The organism is Pedobacter gandavensis, from assembly GCF_032677645.1.
GTDB lineage: Bacteria > Bacteroidota > Bacteroidia > Sphingobacteriales > Sphingobacteriaceae > Pedobacter > Pedobacter gandavensis_A.
This window is the reverse complement of sequence record NZ_JAVTSB010000003.1, coordinates 315,545-333,119: the sequence shown is the minus strand read 5'-3', so window position 1 is coordinate 333,119 and position 17,575 is coordinate 315,545. Positions and strand designations below refer to the sequence as shown.

The 17,575-nt window shown below is 40.8% G+C and carries 13 protein-coding genes and 1 tRNA gene; 6 read left to right on the top strand and 8 right to left on the bottom strand.

Annotated features, from left to right (window positions below):
• Window positions 1–122: 122 nt before the first annotated feature.
• A complete protein-coding gene (locus R2Q66_RS07235; RefSeq protein ID WP_316747341.1) occupies window positions 123–1,607 on the top strand; it encodes an alpha-amylase in 1,485 nt (494 codons plus the stop codon).
• Here R2Q66_RS07235 and R2Q66_RS07230 read toward each other — a convergent pair.
• Together R2Q66_RS07230 and R2Q66_RS07225 are read right to left on the bottom strand one after the other, a co-directional pair.
• On the bottom strand, window positions 1,597–2,865 hold the full coding sequence (locus R2Q66_RS07230; RefSeq protein ID WP_316747340.1) for a DUF5103 domain-containing protein: 1,269 nt from the start codon (window positions 2,863–2,865) through the stop codon (window positions 1,597–1,599). The genes R2Q66_RS07235 and R2Q66_RS07230 overlap by 11 nt on opposite strands.
• Window positions 2,865–4,781 (bottom strand): ABC-F family ATP-binding cassette domain-containing protein, encoded by a 1,917-nt coding sequence (locus tag R2Q66_RS07225; protein ID WP_316747339.1) that lies wholly within the window; start codon window positions 4,779–4,781, stop codon window positions 2,865–2,867. Before R2Q66_RS07225 ends, R2Q66_RS07230 begins: the two co-directional genes overlap by 1 nt.
• A 296-nt stretch (window positions 4,782–5,077) precedes the next feature.
• Here R2Q66_RS07225 and R2Q66_RS07220 point away from each other — a divergent pair, with 296 nt between their 5' ends.
• Entirely contained in the window at window positions 5,078–6,106 is a 1,029-nt protein-coding gene (locus R2Q66_RS07220; RefSeq protein ID WP_316747338.1) for a quinone-dependent dihydroorotate dehydrogenase, read from the top strand.
• A 345-nt stretch (window positions 6,107–6,451) separates the two neighbouring features.
• Here the strand turns inward: R2Q66_RS07220 and R2Q66_RS07215 are convergent, their stop codons facing one another.
• The 3 genes from R2Q66_RS07215 to R2Q66_RS07205 all read right to left on the bottom strand — a co-directional run bounded on the left by R2Q66_RS07215 (window position 6,452) and on the right by R2Q66_RS07205 (window position 7,532).
• The gene (locus tag R2Q66_RS07215; protein WP_062550053.1) at window positions 6,452–6,628 is read right to left on the bottom strand and encodes a hypothetical protein; all 177 of its coding nucleotides are present in this window, start codon (window positions 6,626–6,628) and stop codon (window positions 6,452–6,454) included.
• A gap of 33 nt (window positions 6,629–6,661) precedes the next feature.
• Window positions 6,662–6,732 (bottom strand) — tRNA-Cys (locus tag R2Q66_RS07210).
• Window positions 6,733–6,782: 50 nt separating this feature from the next.
• The gene (locus tag R2Q66_RS07205) at window positions 6,783–7,532 is read right to left on the bottom strand and encodes an RNA methyltransferase (RefSeq protein ID WP_316747337.1); all 750 of its coding nucleotides are present in this window, start codon (window positions 7,530–7,532) and stop codon (window positions 6,783–6,785) included.
• On the opposite strand from R2Q66_RS07205, the gene R2Q66_RS07200 reads away from it, so the two are divergent.
• Entirely contained in the window at window positions 7,523–9,931 is a 2,409-nt protein-coding gene (locus R2Q66_RS07200; RefSeq protein WP_316747336.1) for a BamA/TamA family outer membrane protein, read from the top strand. The two genes, R2Q66_RS07205 and R2Q66_RS07200, sit on opposite strands and share 10 nt — an antisense overlap.
• A 28-nt stretch (window positions 9,932–9,959) precedes the next feature.
• Here the strand turns inward: R2Q66_RS07200 and R2Q66_RS07195 are convergent, their stop codons facing one another.
• A complete protein-coding gene (locus R2Q66_RS07195) occupies window positions 9,960–10,490 on the bottom strand; it encodes a hypothetical protein (protein ID WP_316747335.1) in 531 nt (176 codons plus the stop codon).
• 79 nt (window positions 10,491–10,569) lie between these two features.
• Window positions 10,570–11,046: a TspO/MBR family protein gene (locus tag R2Q66_RS07190; RefSeq protein WP_316747334.1), complete on the bottom strand. Its 477-nt coding sequence runs from the start codon at window positions 11,044–11,046 to the stop codon at window positions 10,570–10,572.
• Window positions 11,047–11,211: 165 nt separating this feature from the next.
• Between R2Q66_RS07190 and R2Q66_RS07185 the strand changes: the two genes are divergently transcribed.
• The 3 genes from R2Q66_RS07185 (at window position 11,212) to R2Q66_RS07175 (ending at window position 14,954) form a co-directional block, all read left to right on the top strand.
• A complete protein-coding gene (locus R2Q66_RS07185; protein WP_316747333.1) occupies window positions 11,212–12,570 on the top strand; it encodes a DUF5690 family protein in 1,359 nt (452 codons plus the stop codon).
• Between the two features lie 29 nt (window positions 12,571–12,599).
• Window positions 12,600–13,763 (top strand): TIGR03364 family FAD-dependent oxidoreductase, encoded by a 1,164-nt coding sequence (locus tag R2Q66_RS07180; RefSeq protein ID WP_316747332.1) that lies wholly within the window; start codon window positions 12,600–12,602, stop codon window positions 13,761–13,763.
• 126 nt (window positions 13,764–13,889) lie between these two features.
• Window positions 13,890–14,954 (top strand): META domain-containing protein, encoded by a 1,065-nt coding sequence (locus R2Q66_RS07175; protein WP_316747331.1) that lies wholly within the window; start codon window positions 13,890–13,892, stop codon window positions 14,952–14,954.
• 100 nt (window positions 14,955–15,054) lie between these two features.
• Here the strand turns inward: R2Q66_RS07175 and R2Q66_RS07170 are convergent, their stop codons facing one another.
• Window positions 15,055–17,430 (bottom strand): ABC transporter permease, encoded by a 2,376-nt coding sequence (locus R2Q66_RS07170; protein ID WP_316747330.1) that lies wholly within the window; start codon window positions 17,428–17,430, stop codon window positions 15,055–15,057.
• Between the last annotated feature and the right edge of the window lie 145 nt (window positions 17,431–17,575).

The window sequence follows — 17,575 nt, the reverse complement described above, 5'->3', positions numbered from 1 at the left end:
ATGGCCCTGACAAGGCCCCAGAAACCCAAATTTCTACCAGCTCAAATTTAGGCTAATGCTTCCGGAATCATGCAGCTGCTGTTTCCTTAAACAAATGAACAGGATCAATGTTGTTTTAAGACATGGAGAATCAAACCTTAGTACAATACTTCCACTGGTATTATCATGAAGACGACAAGTTATGGATTAAAGCCGGAAAAGAGGCCTTTAACCTTGCTCAAATGGGGATTACCGGAATCTGGCTGCCACCTGCTTATAAGGCCAATTCCGGAGAGAATTCTGTGGGTTACGATCCCTACGATCTTTATGATCTTGGCGAATTTGATCAGAAAAATACCGTAGCTACTAAATACGGGACTAAACAAGATTACCAGAATGCCATCCAAATCCTTCAGGAAAACGGGATCAGTGTCATTGCCGATATCGTTTTCAACCATAAAGCAGGAGGGGATGAGCTCGAAAAAGTAACCGTAAGAACCGTAAACCCGGAAGATAGAGAAGAATTTACCTCTGAACCCTTCGAAATTGAGGCCTGGACAAAGTTTAATTTTAAAGGTAGAAATGGTCAGTATTCTCCGTTTATCTGGGATAAAGATTGTTTCAGTGGGATCGACTGGGCAGAAGACTTAAAGGAAACCGGGATTTATTCCATTCAGAACGTCTATGGCGAGGGTTGGGAAGAGGTGCCTTCTAAAGAACTTGGAAATTACGATTACCTGATGTATAACGACATCGAGTTTAGAAATCCGGCAGTTCGGGAAGAATTAAAGCGCTGGGGCGAATGGTATGTAAACAGCTGCGGGATGAAAGGATTTCGCCTTGATGCCGTAAAACATATCGCTACGGATTTCCTGATCGAATGGCTGGATCATATGAATGAAACTTTTAATACGCAGTTTTTTGTGGTCGCAGAAAACTGGAATATCGACAATGTAGCCGAGCTGGAGCAATATCTTGAAATCACGAAAGGGCGGATGCAGTTGTTCGATTCCTTACTTCATCATAACCTTTTCCTCGCAGGGGAAGAAAAAGAAGAATACGACCTGTCTAAAATCTTTGAGGGCACCTTAGTTCAATCGCAGCCTTTGTACAGCGTTACTTTTGTAGATAACCACGATTCTCAACCCCTGCAAGCCCTGGAATCCTATATAGATTTCTGGTTTCGCCCATTGGCTTATGCGCTGATTTTATTAAGAGAAGATGGGATTCCCTGTATATTCTACGCCGATTTGTACGGGGCAAAATATCGGGATGAAGACAAAGAAAAGGACGAAGTGGATGTGAATCTTGTCCCTTTACTGGAATTACCAGCAATGCTAAGGATCAGAAAAGACCTTTCCTATGGACTGCAACGCGATTATCTGGACTTTCCAAATTGTATCGGCTGGACCAGAACCGGTATTCCGGAGAAAGTAAATTCGGGCATTGCGGTGATGATGAGTAACGGATCGGAAGGCTATAAAGCAATGGAAATGGGACTTGAAAACGAAGGAAAAACAATGATTGATGCCCTTGGCAACAGAAAAGAAAAGGTTAGGATAGATGAAAAGGGCTGGGCAGAGTTTTTCTGTAACGCAGAAAGCGTGTCGGTCTGGACTATCGTTTAGTGGTGTTTACATTGATATAACCGATCAGTTCTTCCCAGCGGGAGCCTGGTTTGCGGTAATAAACATATACCTGATACGTATTTTCCGTTTCAAAGAAAGAACCTTCAAAAACGGTCAGGTCTGTCTTGCCGGTTTGTTTGTCCAGCCACACGTACTTGTAATCATATAAGCCTTGTTTCAAAGGGATGCTGGTATGAAAACGTTTAGTAGCTGCGTCATAAACCAGCTTACTAGCTTCATTAAGGGTGTAATTGTTGAAACGACCAACCACATAAGCATCGCCTGGCGTAGTTGGAACGGTAGAATTTAAAGTAAAATAAACCCGCGCATAGTCACTGTCGGTGTTTGGATCACGACCTTCCTGGTTTCTAATAAAAAAGCTACCATTTTCATCAAATTGATTGGTAAACTTGGCTACATTTCCATTCAGATCAGTAAACAGAATCACTTTGTTGACGGTATCTCTGATGATCTCTTTCACATTCTCCGCTTTATAACGGAAACTACGCATATCAAACTTTCTAAACTCGTTTCCACCTGGAAAATTATTGTCATTTACATCGTTGTAAACCAATGAACCTGGTCTGACAAAAGTAGGCGTCTTATTCCAGGAAGCGGTTTGCGGAATCCCGTTTTGCATCACCACGGCCTTTAAGTCTAAGGTTGGATTCTGAATCGGATTGCTATGGGAAATAGTGAAATCGACCTTCTGATGGGTCCTGCGTAAGTCCACCTGCGGACTAGCGGTAATATTTACGCCAATCGCAACCTGACTATCCACCACATAAAACCGCTGAGAAACTACCGGTTTCTGAAGATTTCCGTCTTCATAGACCTTCAACAGGTAATTGCCGGAAATCTTGGGTTTAATCTGGGAATTGGGTAAAGTAAGGGCGTAATTGGTGTATTGTTGCAAGGTCCCAAAAGCGTATTTATACTGCGTAATGCGATCTTCGGACATCCCTTCCAGGTAATCTAAAGGAGAAAGGCGGGAAGGTTTCCAGTCGGAAGTACAATGTTCTACGGTATAGCTGTAGATTTTGCTGCCCCCATTAAGGTTGTCAAAAGAGAAGTATAAAAGCTCATTGGATTTCAGGGCAATCACTGGCAGCGACTGTTCTTTTTGTGTGTTATAACATTGTACGGTCCGGATTTCCGGCAAATACACCTTATTTTCGTATACAAATTGCTGGTTTTGAGCCACAGCAATTTGCATACTAAATAAAAGCACGAAAAACAATCCGCTTAGTTTGATCATTATCCTTCTAATTCCATTATATCGGAAGCCAGTTCTTCCCATTTATTCTGGGCATTGTCTAATTGATGCTTGGCAGTCGTATAGCTTTTATTGACTTCAGCAAGTTTTCCTGAATTCGAATATACGGCTTCATCAGCGATTTGCGCTTCAATAGCTTTCACACTTTCCTCAAATTCAGCAATTTCTGCTTCAATCTTTTTCAATTGCTCGTTCAGCTTTTTAAGTTGCTGTTGTGTATTTGGAGTTGCTTTTTCTACCACTGCTGCTTTAGGTTTAACCTCTTTGTCTGGTCTAACCGGAATGCTTGATGGTGTTGCAGGCACTCTTTTTGAATTCCATTCTTCGTATTCTGCATACGTTCCAGGATATTCTTTGATGTCTTGATCTTCGATGAACCAGATTTTGTTGGCTACGTGATCTAAGAAATACCTATCATGGGATACGGCAATAAAAGTACCTTCGTATTGGGTTAAAGCTTGAATCAGGATATTCACAGATTGAATGTCCAGGTGATTCGTAGGCTCATCCAGGATCAGGAAGTTAGAGTCTGTAGTTAAAGATTTCGCTAAAGCTACCCTTGATTTCTCCCCACCTGATAATACGCGGATTTTCTTGAATACATCATCACCAGTGAAAAGGAAACAGCCTAAAATACCACGTAATTCCGTATCGGAATGCTTAGGCGCGAAAGCCTGCAATTCTTCAAGGATGGTGTTTTCAAGGTGTAAAGATTCCAGCTGATGCTGTGCAAAGAAAGTAGTCGTCACATTGTGACCCACTTCACATTTACCATCAAAATCTTCTGCACCAGCAATGATTCGTAGTAAGGTAGATTTACCTTTACCGTTGGCACCGATTAAAGCGATTTTATCACCTTTCTCGATCAAACCATCTGCATTGTTTAGGATATCGATGTTTGGATAGCTTTTATAAGCTTCATCCACGCGGATTACGTGACGTCCTGAAGGTTTCGAGAACTTGAACTGGAAGTTTACTGTTGGATTGTCATCATCAACATCTTCCACACGCTCCATTTTATCCAGGGCTTTCATTCTGGATTGCGCCATTTTCGCTTTAGAAGCTTTGGCACGGAAACGCTCGATCAAACGCTCTTCCTGCTTGATTTTTGCCTGTTGATTTTTAAATTCTCCCTTTTGGATCTCACCACGAAGGGATTTTTCTTCCAGATAGAAGCTATAGTTACCTGCATAAGGAGTTAATTTTCCTTTGCGGGATTCTACAATACGGTTTACTACTTTATCTAAGAAATACCTATCGTGAGAAACGATCACAATGGCACCTTCAAAGCTCAATAAATAAGTTTCTAACCATTTAATAGAGGGTAAATCCATGTGATTGGTAGGCTCATCCAGTAAAAGAATGTCTGGAGTCTGCAAAAGAATCTTTGCCAGCATTACTCTCATTCTCCAACCTCCGGAGAAGGTGTTTAATGGTCTGTGCTGATCTTCAGTGCTGAAACCAAGACCTGCAAGGATTTCATTTGCTCTGTATTCTATGCTATATCCGTCTAAAGCTTCAAACTCCTGTTGCTTATCGCTCAGTTTGTTTAATACTTCTTCCGAGTAATCTGTTTCTATCTTTTTTAGGAGTTCTTCAATTTCATCATGTAATTGATTTTGGCGCTCAAAGGCCTCCATCGCTACGTGTAAAATGCTATGGTGTGAATCGTAAGAAAGTAAATCCTGGTTCAGGTAGCCTATTTTCAGGTCTTTCGACATGGAAATACTGCCTGAAGAAGGGCCATACTCGCCAACTATTATTTTTAGAAGTGTAGATTTACCGGTTCCATTGGCTCCGATTAATCCAATTCTTTCTCCTGGTTTAATGTGCCAGTTTGCCTCGTCGTATAAAGCTCTGGAGCCTATCAGGAATGTTAAGTCGTTTATTGAAATCATTTGCGTGCAAAAATACAACTTTGTTTGCTTTACAATTGCATATAATAGTGATCGTTTTGTAATTTATTTTTGGCCTCCGACAGTCCCTAAAGGCGTGTTATGAGGGTATTTACGCATTTTTCTCCCCATCTATAGAAAATCCACTGTTTTCAGGACGGCGAATTTTATATTTATTGTTACTGCTTTGTTAACATTACTATGTATTTTTGCGTTTTTGGGAGGGAAGATGTTGTATCTCAGGATACAATCATCTTACTGACCTTTGTCCTATATCAAAACGTTTCTATATTCGTTCCATGTACCGTCTAATTAAGCCTTTATTCTTCCAGTTTGAGCCAGAAAAAGTACACCATTTTGTGGTGAAACAACTGAAATGGTTCAATGATCACTTCCCAATGGGAAAAACAATTTTACGCAGCAGCTTTGATATCAATATCAAAGGACTGGAGCGCGAAGTCTTCGGAATTAAATTCAGAAATCCCGTAGGACTTGCTGCTGGTTTTGATAAAAACGGAGAATATGTAGAGGCACTGAGTAATCTGGGCTTCGGTTTCATCGAAGTAGGAACAGTAACCCCATTGCCACAACCGGGAAATGATGCGCCAAGAATGTTTCGCTTACAAGAAGATTCGGCCCTGATCAACCGCATGGGATTCAATAATAAAGGGGTAGATACCCTTGCAGAGCGATTAAGACTTTTAAAAGCCAAAGATAAAAGTATCGTGATCGGTGGTAATATCGGCAAGAATAAGAATACCCCAAATGAAGATGCTGTAAGTGATTATATCAAATGTTTCGACCGTCTTTTTGACGTTGTCGATTACTTTGTAGTGAATGTAAGTTCTCCAAATACTCCGGGATTAAGAGAGTTGCAGGAGAAAGCACCGCTAATGAATTTATTAAACACCCTGCAACAAAGAAACCTGACTCACAAGGTAAGCAGACCAATCTTGTTAAAGATCGCGCCTGACTTAACCAATGAGCAACTGGATGATATTGTGGAGATCGTTTTAGAAACAGGCATTGCCGGTGTTATCGCTACCAATACGACCATTGATAAATCTGGATTGAACAGTCCGGCAGAATTAACCGGCGAAGCTGGTGGATTAAGCGGAAAGCCTTTAACTACCCGTTCAACGGAAGTGATCAGGTATATCTCTACGAAATCAAATAAAGCATTCCCGATTATCGGAGTAGGAGGGATTCATTCTCCTCAGGATGCTAAAGATAAATTAGCAGCCGGTGCCTCCCTGGTACAGCTCTATACAGGCTTTATTTATGAAGGTCCGGGTATTGTGAAGCGAATCTGTAAAGAACTCGTTTAAACGCGTTATTCCCGCTTTAAAATAGCGTTGAAAATTAAAAACCAGCAATGAAAAGCTCATTGCTGGTTTTTTTATGTCTTATATTTTAGCAACCTGATACTTAAGCAAACCTGTAGTTGTTGTGGAACCTGATCTTTAAACAATCAACAAGGTATGGCCTTGAGGGAACAAAGTCTTGAATCTGTGAGAAGGCCTCAGGAAGCTTTGCCCTCTTCAGGGTAAAGTATTCCAGCCTTCGATAGATTTAATACTTTGTGGACAACAGGGGAGGACTAAAAAATCCAACCACAAAAAAAAGACCTTAGGAATTTCCTAAAGTCTTTTCTTATTTCTTGAAACAGAAACTTATGCTCTTGCAGTAAGTTTATCTAGAACAGCATTGTTTTTAGCCAATTGATCTGTAGTAGACTGTTTAGAACGGCTACCTAATTCAATGTTAGTAGCTAATTTTAAGTTTTTCACATCTAATTTAGCGAAAGTCTTATTTCTTCTGTCTTTTCTTTTTAATCTAGTAACTGCCATGGTGTAACCCTTTATTTTTTTATTGTAAATCTGAGGTCGAGAGCGGATTCGAACCGCTGTAGGAGGTTTTGCAGACCTCTGCCTAGCCACTCGGCCACTCGACCTTTCTAAAAATTTAGAATGCAAAAGTAGCAATTAAATCTAAGTATGCAATTTATTTTTGAAAATTTCTGCTGATATCTGCGCATAGTATTGCAGCACAAACAGCTACGTTTAAAGATTCTGCTCCGCCAATCCTCGGAATTGTCACTGGTACCGTAATTAATTCCATAATTTCAGGAGAAATCCCTTGCCCTTCATTCCCTAAAATGACCAATCCTTCGGTTCCCCAATCCACTTTATACATACTTTTGCCATTTAATACGGCTCCAAACACCGGAACCGGGGGGGCAGAAAGTAGTGGTACAAGGTCCTGGTAGTAAATTTCCATCCTGCTCAGGGAGCCCATTGTAGCCTGTACCGTCTTCGGATTATAAACTTCTACGGTATTTGGAGAACAGATGATCTGTTTAAAGCCAAACCAGTCTGCGGTACGGATGATTGTGCCCAGGTTTCCAGGGTCCTGTATACCATCAAGGACTAAAGAAAAGTTGTTTTTGAGCTGTTTTGTATCCAGGTTCCTGTTTTCAGGTAAATGAACCAGGGCCAGAATCCCCTGTGGGGTTTTCAAAGTACTTATCTTATCCAGTTCCGTAGGGTTTACTTCAAATAACTTTATATTTGCGGGTAATTGAGGGAGTAGAGACTGATATTGAGCCAGATAATAGATGCTGTGAACCTGGTAGGAAGATTGAATAAATTCTGCAATAGATTTTATACCTTCAATAATGAATATCCCATTTTCTTTACGGTACTTTTTTTGATGTAACGATTTTATAAAACCTATTTGAGATTTTGAAAGCATACTATAATTATAAGAAGAATGTCCAGTTTCTTGCAAATTTACTACTTATTATTCTTTTTGCGGCAGGATGTTCTTCAACAAAATACATTGAGCCCTACCAATCCATCGTTAAGAAAGTAGAAATTGACAGCATTGGAAAAGCTTTCGAAGAGGAAGCCTATAACTATATCCAAAAGGACATTCGCCCTACTTCTAAGTTAGGCATCAATGTGTTGCTGTATAATATGTTCAATACCAAAGACGGGCGCTATAAGACCAGTAACATCAAACCTTTGGGGAGTCCGCCACCAATTCTGGACAGTGCAATTGTAGATATTTCCCGCAATCAAATTCAAAAATACCTGAACAGTAAGGGTTATTTCAATGCGAAAGTGAAGTCTGATATTAAAGTGAAAGACAAGAAAGCGGAGGTTATTTTTACCGTAAATAAGGGGCCGGAGTTTAAAATCTCAGAATTTAACTATCAGATTCCAGATTCGGCAGTAAAGCAGTTATACCTTTCCCGGAGAGATTTGTTTACCCATATTAATAAGGGGATGCGTTTTGATGATGATTCCCTTGCTTATGAAAGAGACAAGATTTATCAATTGATGAAAGAGAACGGTTATTTTGATTTCGCCAAGCCGTATGTCCGGTTTTTGGTCGATACGAATAGTAATGCCAGTAAGGCCAAGGTAACACTACTGATCGATAATCCTCTGGATAAAGCTAAGCATGAAAAGTATAAAATCGGGGAGACAAATATTATTGTAGCGCCAAATTCGGATGGTTATCCGGATTCTGTGGTGTTGAATAAACGCATCTTTAATGGTATCAGGTATACTGACCTTTCTAAGAAGTTCAGAAGAAATCCCATTGTCCGCTATAATTTTCTTCGTGAAGGTGAGCAATACGACATCAGGAATGAGAACACCACTTTTGATAGGTTATATGAGCTAAACGTATTTAAGAATGTTAAAATTGACTATCAGAAAGCGAAAGACAGTAGCCTCCTCGTAAACCCATTTATACAGCTGATCCCTCAAAAGATCATGAGTAATAGAATAGAAGGGGAGGTGCCTTTTAACGGAGGAACCGTTGGATTTAACCTGAGTAATACCTATACCAATAACAATTTATTCAGAGGTACAGAACGATTTGAATTCCAGATTAAAGGTGGATTGCAATCCAGGGTAGGTCAGGGTGGCTCTATTTTTAGCGATATCTACCAGCGTGATTTCTCGGTAAGTTCTAGTCTTTCTGTTCCCCGGTTGATGATGCCTTTCTTTTCTAAATACGTGACAGGCAAGGGCGGAATGCCACATACCATTTTTTCTGCCAGTTATGTATTTGCATTGCAGAAGGATTTCTTTACCCGTAGGGTGTTTTTAAATTCCCTTACTTATGAATTTATAGAGACAAAATCTAAGCTTCATTCGGTTACTCCGATCAACTTTGAGTATCGGTTTGGCGACCTGCTTTTCAACGAGAGTGATACCTCTCAATATATTAAAGACCTGGTTAAAAACAATGGCTATACCCTTGCATTGCTGACCAGGCAGAGCATTACCCTGGGTATTAAATATGCTTATTCCCTGAACGCCGATAAATTGCTGACCGGTGATGATTTTATTTATTTCCGTGGGAATATTGATGTCGCAGGGAATATGCTTCAGGGCCTGACCAGTCTTTTGGGGACGAAGAGCGATTCGGTGACTGGAAAGGACAGGAAGATTTTAAATGTTCCATTTAACCAATATGTACGTCCGGAAGTTGATATTAGATGGTATAAAGGACTTGGGTTGGACAAACAATTTGTAGCCAGGTTAAACCTTGGTGTAGCCTATGCCTATGGGAATTCCGTAGATATGCCCTTTGAGAAGTTATTCTTTGCTGGTGGTTCTTCGGGAGTCAGGGCATGGCAGGCCAGGACTTTAGGTCCGGGGAACTATAACCGTGGGCAGGCAATTCCCGACGAAGAAGTACGTAGAACACTTTATGGGGTAGATCAACTTGGTGACCTGCACATGGAAGCCAATCTGGAATATCGTTTCAAGCTGGTCAATAAGTTCTTTGGTGGTAAATTAAAAGGAGCTGTGTTTTTAGATATGGGAAATGTCTGGAACCTTAGAGTTAAGGAAGCCGATAGCGCTCAGGTGACTGTTTTTAAAATGAAGAATCTGGCTAAACAGATCGCCATAGGCACAGGTATGGGATTCCGTTACGATGTACAGTATTTTGTGTTCCGCTTTGACGTAGGCCTTAAACTTAAAGACCCACAATTTACCGGTTCAGATCAATGGGTAATCAATAAGTTCCTGAGTGGTGGTAAGAAGTTTAGAGAAGATTATGATTTGATGAATACGCCAGACCGATACCGGTTTGTGCAGTACAACTTTGGTATCGGTATGCCTTTCTAAAGGAGCTGGTTAGTTGTCCGTCTGAAGCCTAAAACATTTTCTTCAGGCCATCAAAAATGGTCTCAAAGAAAGTGGAAACATCGAGTCCGTTACTATGGTTAAAATAGAAGAAACAGAGTAACAGGATCACTGCGATGATGATAAATTTGCGGAAGGCAAAAGCTAAAAACACCAGGATTACCGGGAATAACACCAACCACATACTGCTAATGGTATAAGGATTTAAGGTGCCGTCTTTCTTATAGACATATAATAATTTACTGTGTATACCTTTATCGTTCTGATGTTTCAGGTACACAAAAGCTGATCTTTCCAGTTGCAATGGCAGCACGGCAATACCGTCATTAAAGTTGATCGGTTGTGTGAATCCACTTACCGTGAAGGTATACACCCCATTGATTTTCTCTATCGGATTACCCAGAGAATCTGCCGCAATAATGGCCAGTTTGCTGTTTTTCAATAAGCTCTCTTTTACGATGAAATTATTGATGTCTGCGTGTTGTGCAAAGACAGAGCTGAAGGCCATAAATAGCAAAAACACTAAGAATATTCGTTTCATTGCGCTAAAAATCATTGGTGATAAGTAATTCTTTCAAATGTACTAAAAGCGGATATGTTTTTATAGCTCCGCTAATAATTTAACCGTTCAGGGAAAAGATGCTGTAAGTCAGTGCAGTTGCAAAGCATACCCATAGGAAATAAGGGATGAACAACAAACCGGCCGTCTTGTCAATTTTATAAAACATGGTTCCGTTGATCACAATGACAATCAATAAGAAGACCACTTCAAATAAAGCGGCGCCCAGATTCTTCGCGTAAAAGAAGAGGAAAGACCACATCATATTTAGTAAAATCTGTATCGCATACACCGCAATCATGCGCGGAAAATGAGCAATCTGCTCCCTTTTTTGCCAGACTAAATACGCAGAAACACCCATCAGGATGAAAATACAGGTCCATACCGGAGGAAAAATAGAATCTGGTGGATTAAAAGAAGGTTTAGCCAGGGTTGGATACCATGTTTTTACTGAAGTCAGGGTAAGTATACTTCCAATAGCACCAGCTGCTAAAGGAATCGCCAGGTTAATGACAAAGGCAATAGGGTTGAATTTCATCTTCGTTGTTTTTTGAGTATTAATGTCCTTAATCGGGAGCTTAATGATCCACATCCAGCTGTCTGAATCCAGGACGAAGTTAAATGAAATATAACAATTCCTTAACTTAAACTTTGTTTAGTATTAATGAACAAAGTTTAGTATTGCAGAACACATAAATGAGGAATGATGTCTGTTAAAAACGATGTGAATCTGTTAAATTATTGTCGGAACAAGGTTGCCGCCTGGCCATATCTGTTGATTTCTATCATGGCAGGTTTAGCGGCTTTTGGCTGTTATACGAGTATGTATGCGTTTAGAAAAGCATTTACAGCGGGTACTTTTGATGGGCATGAATATCTGGGCATTGATTATAAAGTATGGCTGGTGATTGCTCAGGTGATGGGTTATACCTTTAGTAAGTTTTATGGGATTCGTTTTATCTCGGAATCTTCCGGAGAAAACAGGGGCCGCAGTATTTTAAAGCTGATTGGTATTTCCTGGATCGCATTATTGGGGTTCGCAATGGTGCCTGCACCATGGAACATTGCCTTTCTTTTTATCAACGGTTTTCCTTTAGGGATGATCTGGGGCCTGGTTTTTAGCTACCTGGAAGGACGTAGAAATACAGAGTTTATGGGCGCGGTGATGTCGGTAAGTCTGATTTTTGCTTCCGGATTTATAAAAACAGTCGCAAGGACACTCATGGATTTGCTACCGGTTAACGAATACTGGATGCCTTTTTGTACCGGATTATTATTTGTCATCCCCTTGCTTTTGTTTGTCGCAATGTTGGAAATGGTGCCACCACCAACTGAGGAAGACCAGCGGTTAAGAACCAAACGCTTGCCCATGAATGGCAGTCAGCGGAAGAAATTCCTGTTGAACTTCTTACCCGGAGTGATTTTAACCATTATCATCTATGTGGTACTCACCGTGATCCGGGATCTTAGAGATAATTTTGAAGTAGAAATCTGGCATGACCTCGGGGTAACCGACAACCATATCTATGCGAAAATAGATGGTTTTATCGCATTGGTTGTGTTAACGATGGTGGGCTTCCTGATTCTGGTGAGGAACAACCTGAAAGCTTTTGTGATCATTCACTGGATGATCATCGGAGGCTGTGCCTTAACCGGATTCGCAACCTTGCTTTTTGATGCCCATTATATTAGTCCGGTTACCTGGATGTGTCTGGTAGGCATGGGCCTTTATATGGCTTATATCCCTTACAACGCGATATTTTTCGAACGCATGATTGCTACTTTTCATTACAAGAGTAATATTGGTTTCATCATGTATGTTTCGGATGCGATCGGTTATCTGGGTAGTGTCAGCATTTTGCTCTTCAAAGAATTTGGGGATGCAGAGATCAGCTGGGGTCATTTCTTCCGGCAAAGTGCAGTCGTTGCGGCAGTAGTTGGTGTAAGTTGCAGTATGGTTTCCCTGCTGTATTTTCACCAGAAAAGTGTAAAGAATAAGAAAAAAGAAAGTAATATTACCCTTCCTGTGCTCGCATTAGAGGTAGAGGGGGGTACGAAATAAGATTTTTGACCACATAAAAATATTTGAAAATGAATACAAAGCATTATGACCTGATTGTAATTGGCGGTGGAATTTTAGGAACCTTCCATGCTTACCATGCTTTAAAGCTTGGGAAAAAGGTTTTGCAACTGGAAAAGGATAACTATCCGGTAGGCGCAACGGTACGTAACTTCGGTCAGGTGGTTCCTTCGGGAATGTCTGGCGTTTGGTTTGATTACGGTGTCCGCGGACTGGAAATCTACCAGGAAATTCAAGATCAGTTTGATATTTCTGTGCGTAATAACGGCAGTGTTTATATTGCTTCGGATGACGAGGAACAAAACCTGATCCATGAGCTGAAAGCACATTATGACACTTTAGGGTATCAACAGGAGTTGCTAAGTAAGGAAGCTGTTTTAACTAAATACCCAGCCATCAGAAGCAGTTATGCAAAAGAAGGCCTGTTTTTTAAACAGGAAGTTAGTGTAGAGCCAGCTTTGATGATTTATCGTCTTCAGGAATTTATGCAATCGAAATTTGAAGGATATACCTTGCTGTGTAACGCTCCGGTTATTGATTGTACACCTACAGGAAGCGGTGTATCTGTTCTGGTGACTGGCAATCGTAGCTTCCAGGCGGATAAAGCCATACTTTGTAACGGCTATGAATTTAAACTGTTGTTCCCTGAATTATTCGCTTCCAGCGGACAGGTGATCAGTAAGCTTCAAATGATGCGCACCGTACCGATGCCGGAAGTGCCTTTAGAAGGGAATATTTTAACCGGACTGACCATCAGAAGGTATGAAAGTTTCGAAGAATACTGCCCTTCATTTAAGCAGTTGAGTACCCCGGATCATTATAAAGAACTCAAAGAATGGGGCATTCATATGCTCTTCAAAAAAGCAGTTGATGGTAGCTTTATCATCGGTGATTCTCATGAATATGCTGATGTTGCGCATTTTGATGACCTTGGTTTTAATGTAAAACAACACATCAATGAGCTGATGTTGAAAGAAGGGGAGCGTATTGTGAACTTTAACCTTCGTGATATGGGAACTACCTGGGCAGGATTTTATCCGCAGCATCCTACAGAACGTATTCTGGAATATAACATTGAGGATTGCATCCATATTCGTACTTGTATCGGTGGTAAAGGAATGACGGCAAGTGCCGGATATACCGAAGCGAGTTTGAAAGGGATTCTGGGACTTTAGTACTTTGGGTGATTTTACTGCATTTTGCGTGGTATATAAAGTCGGTTTAATTTTGGTGTGAGAATTGCAGTCACCAGGTGCTGTCGGATTGGACAGTTGTTATAGCTCATTTTAAATACACGCAAAATGTTAAAAAGTATCATTACAAAAAAAGGAATTCTGTCGCTGCTGATTGTTTTTGGTAGCATAGCCAGCGCAATGGCTGCGGATGTGATCACGCTGATGGTGAAGGAAGACCGTGCCTCCTGTACAGGGGTTGCGCCAATGAATTGTTTACAGGTAAAATACAAAAACAGCAAAAACTGGGAGCTGTTCTATAGCGAAATCCAGGGCTTTAAGCACCAGGAAGGTTATCGTTACACGCTTTCAGTAATCAGGACAAAAAGGAAAAATGTTCCTGCCGATGCGTCTGCTTATACCTACAAACTGAAAAAAGTAATTAAGAAAGAAAAGATAGCCCTAAAACCTTCATTAGGTAAAGATCCATTACAGGCTGCGGCAAATCAGAAATGGACCCTGAGCAGGATGAATGGTGTAGCGGTAAATTCTGACCGCGTTTTTATTATGCTGGACGAAAAAGGAAATAAATTTAACGGATCCGGTGGCTGTAACAGCATCTTCGGAGCTTTCAAATATAGTCCGAAAAGTAAAAGTCTGACCTTCGGAAATGTGGCTTCAACCATGATGGCTTGTGCAGATGAAAAGGTAAATAAGCTGGAGTCTGATTTTACCAGGGCTTTAGGCGAGCAAACTTACAGGCTGGAAACCAGTGGAAATACACTGACCTTTTATAAAGGAAAAGATAAAGCTTTGGAGTTTAGAACGGAAGCGAACAACAGTAATGATATCTGGAGTTATATTGGTAAAAACCGTTGGAAACTGATCCAGATGGATGGGGTTACCCAACAAAACTCACCGATTACGATTTCTTTTAACCTTGCAGATCGTCGTTTTAGTGGGAATTCAGGTTGCAATAATTACTTCGGTACTTATGACGCCGGAAGCACCAGTATTGCTTTTGGCTCGGCAGCCAGTACCCGTCGTGCTTGTATGGATCAGGCATTGAATGAAATGGAAAGTAAATTCCTTAACATTTTGGGCGGTAAAAACTTTAAATTCGATGTGGCAGACCAGACTTTGAACCTCTATCAGAATGACCGTTTGGTATTGATGTTTGGCATCACTAAATAATAGTTAGGTATCAGATCTATTGATTTCTTATCCATCTGATAACCTTATCACAATAAAAAACGGGATGGCTTAAGCTATCCCGTTTTTTATTTGCAAAGATTTATTCATATTTCAGCGCATCGACTGCATTAGCCTTTGCCACTTTGAACGTTTGCATGCTGACCGTTAATATGGAAATAATCAAGGAAATCAGACCTGCAATAACGAATGGCCAAATGGAGATCTCGATCTTATAGTCATATTTACTGAGCCAGTTTTTGGCAATGATATAGGCCAGGGGAAAGGCAATCAGATTCGAAATGATCACCAGTTTCATAAAGTCCTTGTTTAAAAGAATCAGAATGTTCCTCAAATCTGCACCTAGTACTTTTCTGATGCTGATTTCTTTGCTCCGTTGTTCAGCCATATATAAAGCAAGTCCGAGTAAGCCAAGACAAGAAATGAAAATGGCGAAACCACCAAATATATTGGACAATACACTCAGGAGTTTTTCTTCTTCTAATTGCTTCTCCATTCCCTGACTGGTGAAATTCAGCGTTAGTGGAAATGCAGGATTCATTTCTGCACTGATCTTATTAACCAGGGCTACGGACTTCGATAAAGGTAGCGCAGGGTTCAAATGCAGGATTAAAACCTCACTTTGCTTAGGATCAAAGTAGAATAGGGTAGGGCTCACTTTGGAGCCAGTAGATTCATTGTAGTAATCTTTTACCACGCCAACAATGGTTAATGGAGGATTGCTACCCCAGGTAATTTGCGTGCCGACCGGGGTTTTAAGTCCCATGGTTTGTACTGCTGTTTCATTGAGCAAGACAGATGTTGCGGTATCTGCAAGGAACTTAGGATCAAAATCCCTTCCTGCAACAAGTTTGGCGCCTATGGTAGTGATGAAATCATAACCAGTGCTTCTGTAATCAATGATAGAATTGTCGTTGGCAGCTTTCCCCGGCCAGCCGATATCACCGGCTATACTGCCGTCTTCGGTAAAGGAATTGGCAAATTCTGTGGCAGAAACAATGGCGCCTGATTTTTTAAGCTCTTCTTTGAAGCGTTTTAAAACAACAGGTTTGGTCCATTCTCCTTCAATATCCAGCTGTGCAAGGTTATCTCTGTTGAACCCTAAAGGCTTGTTCTTCATGAATTGAATTTGCGTATAGACTACTATAGCGCAGATGATCATACAGACCGATAAACTGAATTGTACAATAACCAGGATTTTACGGATGGATAATGAGGATGCGCCATTCCCTTTGAATCCTTTAAGTACTTTAATTGGGCTGAAGGAGGAAAGATAGAAGGCTGGATAGCTACCGGCAAGGAAGCCCGTAAATAAGGCCAGCGCGACCAATGTGGCCCAGAACAGGTAAGAACGGTAATCTATCTGGATTTGAATGTTCAATAAATTATTGAAGTAGGGTAAGCTCAGCTCCAGCAACACAAAAGCAAGTAGTAAGGCCAGGAAAGATAATAACAGTGATTCGAGGATAAACTGACCCATGAGGTTAAATCTGGTGGAACCCATCGCCTTTCTGATCCCTACTTCTCTTGCGCGTTTCTCAGAACGTGCGGTAGAAAGGTTCATATAATTGATGCTGGCAATTAGCAAAACACAAAAAGCAAGGAAGAGAAAAAGCTTCACCTGGTCAATTCTTCCACCGATAGGTTTGCCGTTTTCAAATTTGTCATAAAGACGGAATTTGGAATAAGGGAATAAGAAAGCTTCCATGTTGGTATCTTTATCATGGGTAGCAATCAGCTTTCTGAGGGAAGCATCTGCTGCTACAAAGTTATCCGCATCTTTAAGTTTAAAAATGGTGATGCAGGTAATGGAGCCCCAATTGGTCTGTTTTTCATCAGGATTTTCCTGTTCAAAAAGGGCCCTGGTTTGTAAGGCGTCAAACTGGAAGCTCTGGTTTTCCGGAAGATCTTCAATCACTGCTGTAACCTTTAAAAGCTTGCGGTTATCCCATTTTACAGTTTTCCCAAGGGGATTTTCATTTCCAAATAGACGCTTTGCCGTACTGGCCGTCAGCAAGATCGAATTGGGTTCGCTTAAGGCCTGATTGGCATTGCCGGATATGAATTGATAATCAAAAATTTTCAATAGGGAGGGGTCAACAAAGAGACTGTTGAGTTTAAAGTTGTTTTCCTGGTGACTAAAAAACTTATCTCTGGTGCCCATGGTAATTCTTGCAGCCTGCTCTACACCCGGTATCGTTTGTAATGCGGTTGCCGCTAGTATTCCAGGAGTGGCACGGGTAGTACTCAGGCGCTCATTGATTTTTAGATTTAACCGGGTCATGTAAATCCGGTCGAGATCTTTCAATTGTTTATTGTAACTCCATTCGTAATTTACATAGAGTAATAGCATCAGGCAGCAGGCCAAACCAATTGCCAATCCACCAATATTGATCAGGGTAAAGCCTTTGTGCTTCCAAAGGTTTCTTATTGCGATTTTTAAGTTTGTCTTAAACATGATGCTATTTTATTTTCCTGGGCTAGACCAATTGTATGCCATACTTCCTAAAGCGGCTAAACAGCGTCAATTAGCCCTTTTAATCGCTTTACTGTCCGTTAACGGACGGTTATGCTGTACATAATCGCACAGCTTACTGATTGTT

Coding starts and splice junctions, on each gene's coding strand:
- R2Q66_RS07195 (WP_316747335.1), bottom strand. CDS start 10,490: ATGAAACGAATATTCTTAGTGTTTTTGCTATTTATGGCCTTCAGCTCT.
- R2Q66_RS07225 (WP_316747339.1), bottom strand. CDS start 4,781: ATGATTTCAATAAACGACTTAACATTCCTGATAGGCTCCAGAGCTTTA.
- R2Q66_RS07190 (WP_316747334.1), bottom strand. CDS start 11,046: ATGAAATTCAACCCTATTGCCTTTGTCATTAACCTGGCGATTCCTTTA.
- R2Q66_RS07230 (WP_316747340.1), bottom strand. CDS start 2,865: ATGATCAAACTAAGCGGATTGTTTTTCGTGCTTTTATTTAGTATGCAA.
- R2Q66_RS07235 (WP_316747341.1), top strand. CDS start 123: ATGGAGAATCAAACCTTAGTACAATACTTCCACTGGTATTATCATGAA.
- R2Q66_RS07205 (WP_316747337.1), bottom strand. CDS start 7,532: ATGCTTTCAAAATCTCAAATAGGTTTTATAAAATCGTTACATCAAAAA.
- R2Q66_RS07170 (WP_316747330.1), bottom strand. CDS start 17,430: ATGTTTAAGACAAACTTAAAAATCGCAATAAGAAACCTTTGGAAGCAC.
- R2Q66_RS07215 (WP_062550053.1), bottom strand. CDS start 6,628: ATGGCAGTTACTAGATTAAAAAGAAAAGACAGAAGAAATAAGACTTTC.
- R2Q66_RS07185 (WP_316747333.1), top strand. CDS start 11,212: ATGATGTCTGTTAAAAACGATGTGAATCTGTTAAATTATTGTCGGAAC.
- R2Q66_RS07175 (WP_316747331.1), top strand. CDS start 13,890: ATGTTAAAAAGTATCATTACAAAAAAAGGAATTCTGTCGCTGCTGATT.
- R2Q66_RS07180 (WP_316747332.1), top strand. CDS start 12,600: ATGAATACAAAGCATTATGACCTGATTGTAATTGGCGGTGGAATTTTA.
- R2Q66_RS07220 (WP_316747338.1), top strand. CDS start 5,078: ATGTACCGTCTAATTAAGCCTTTATTCTTCCAGTTTGAGCCAGAAAAA.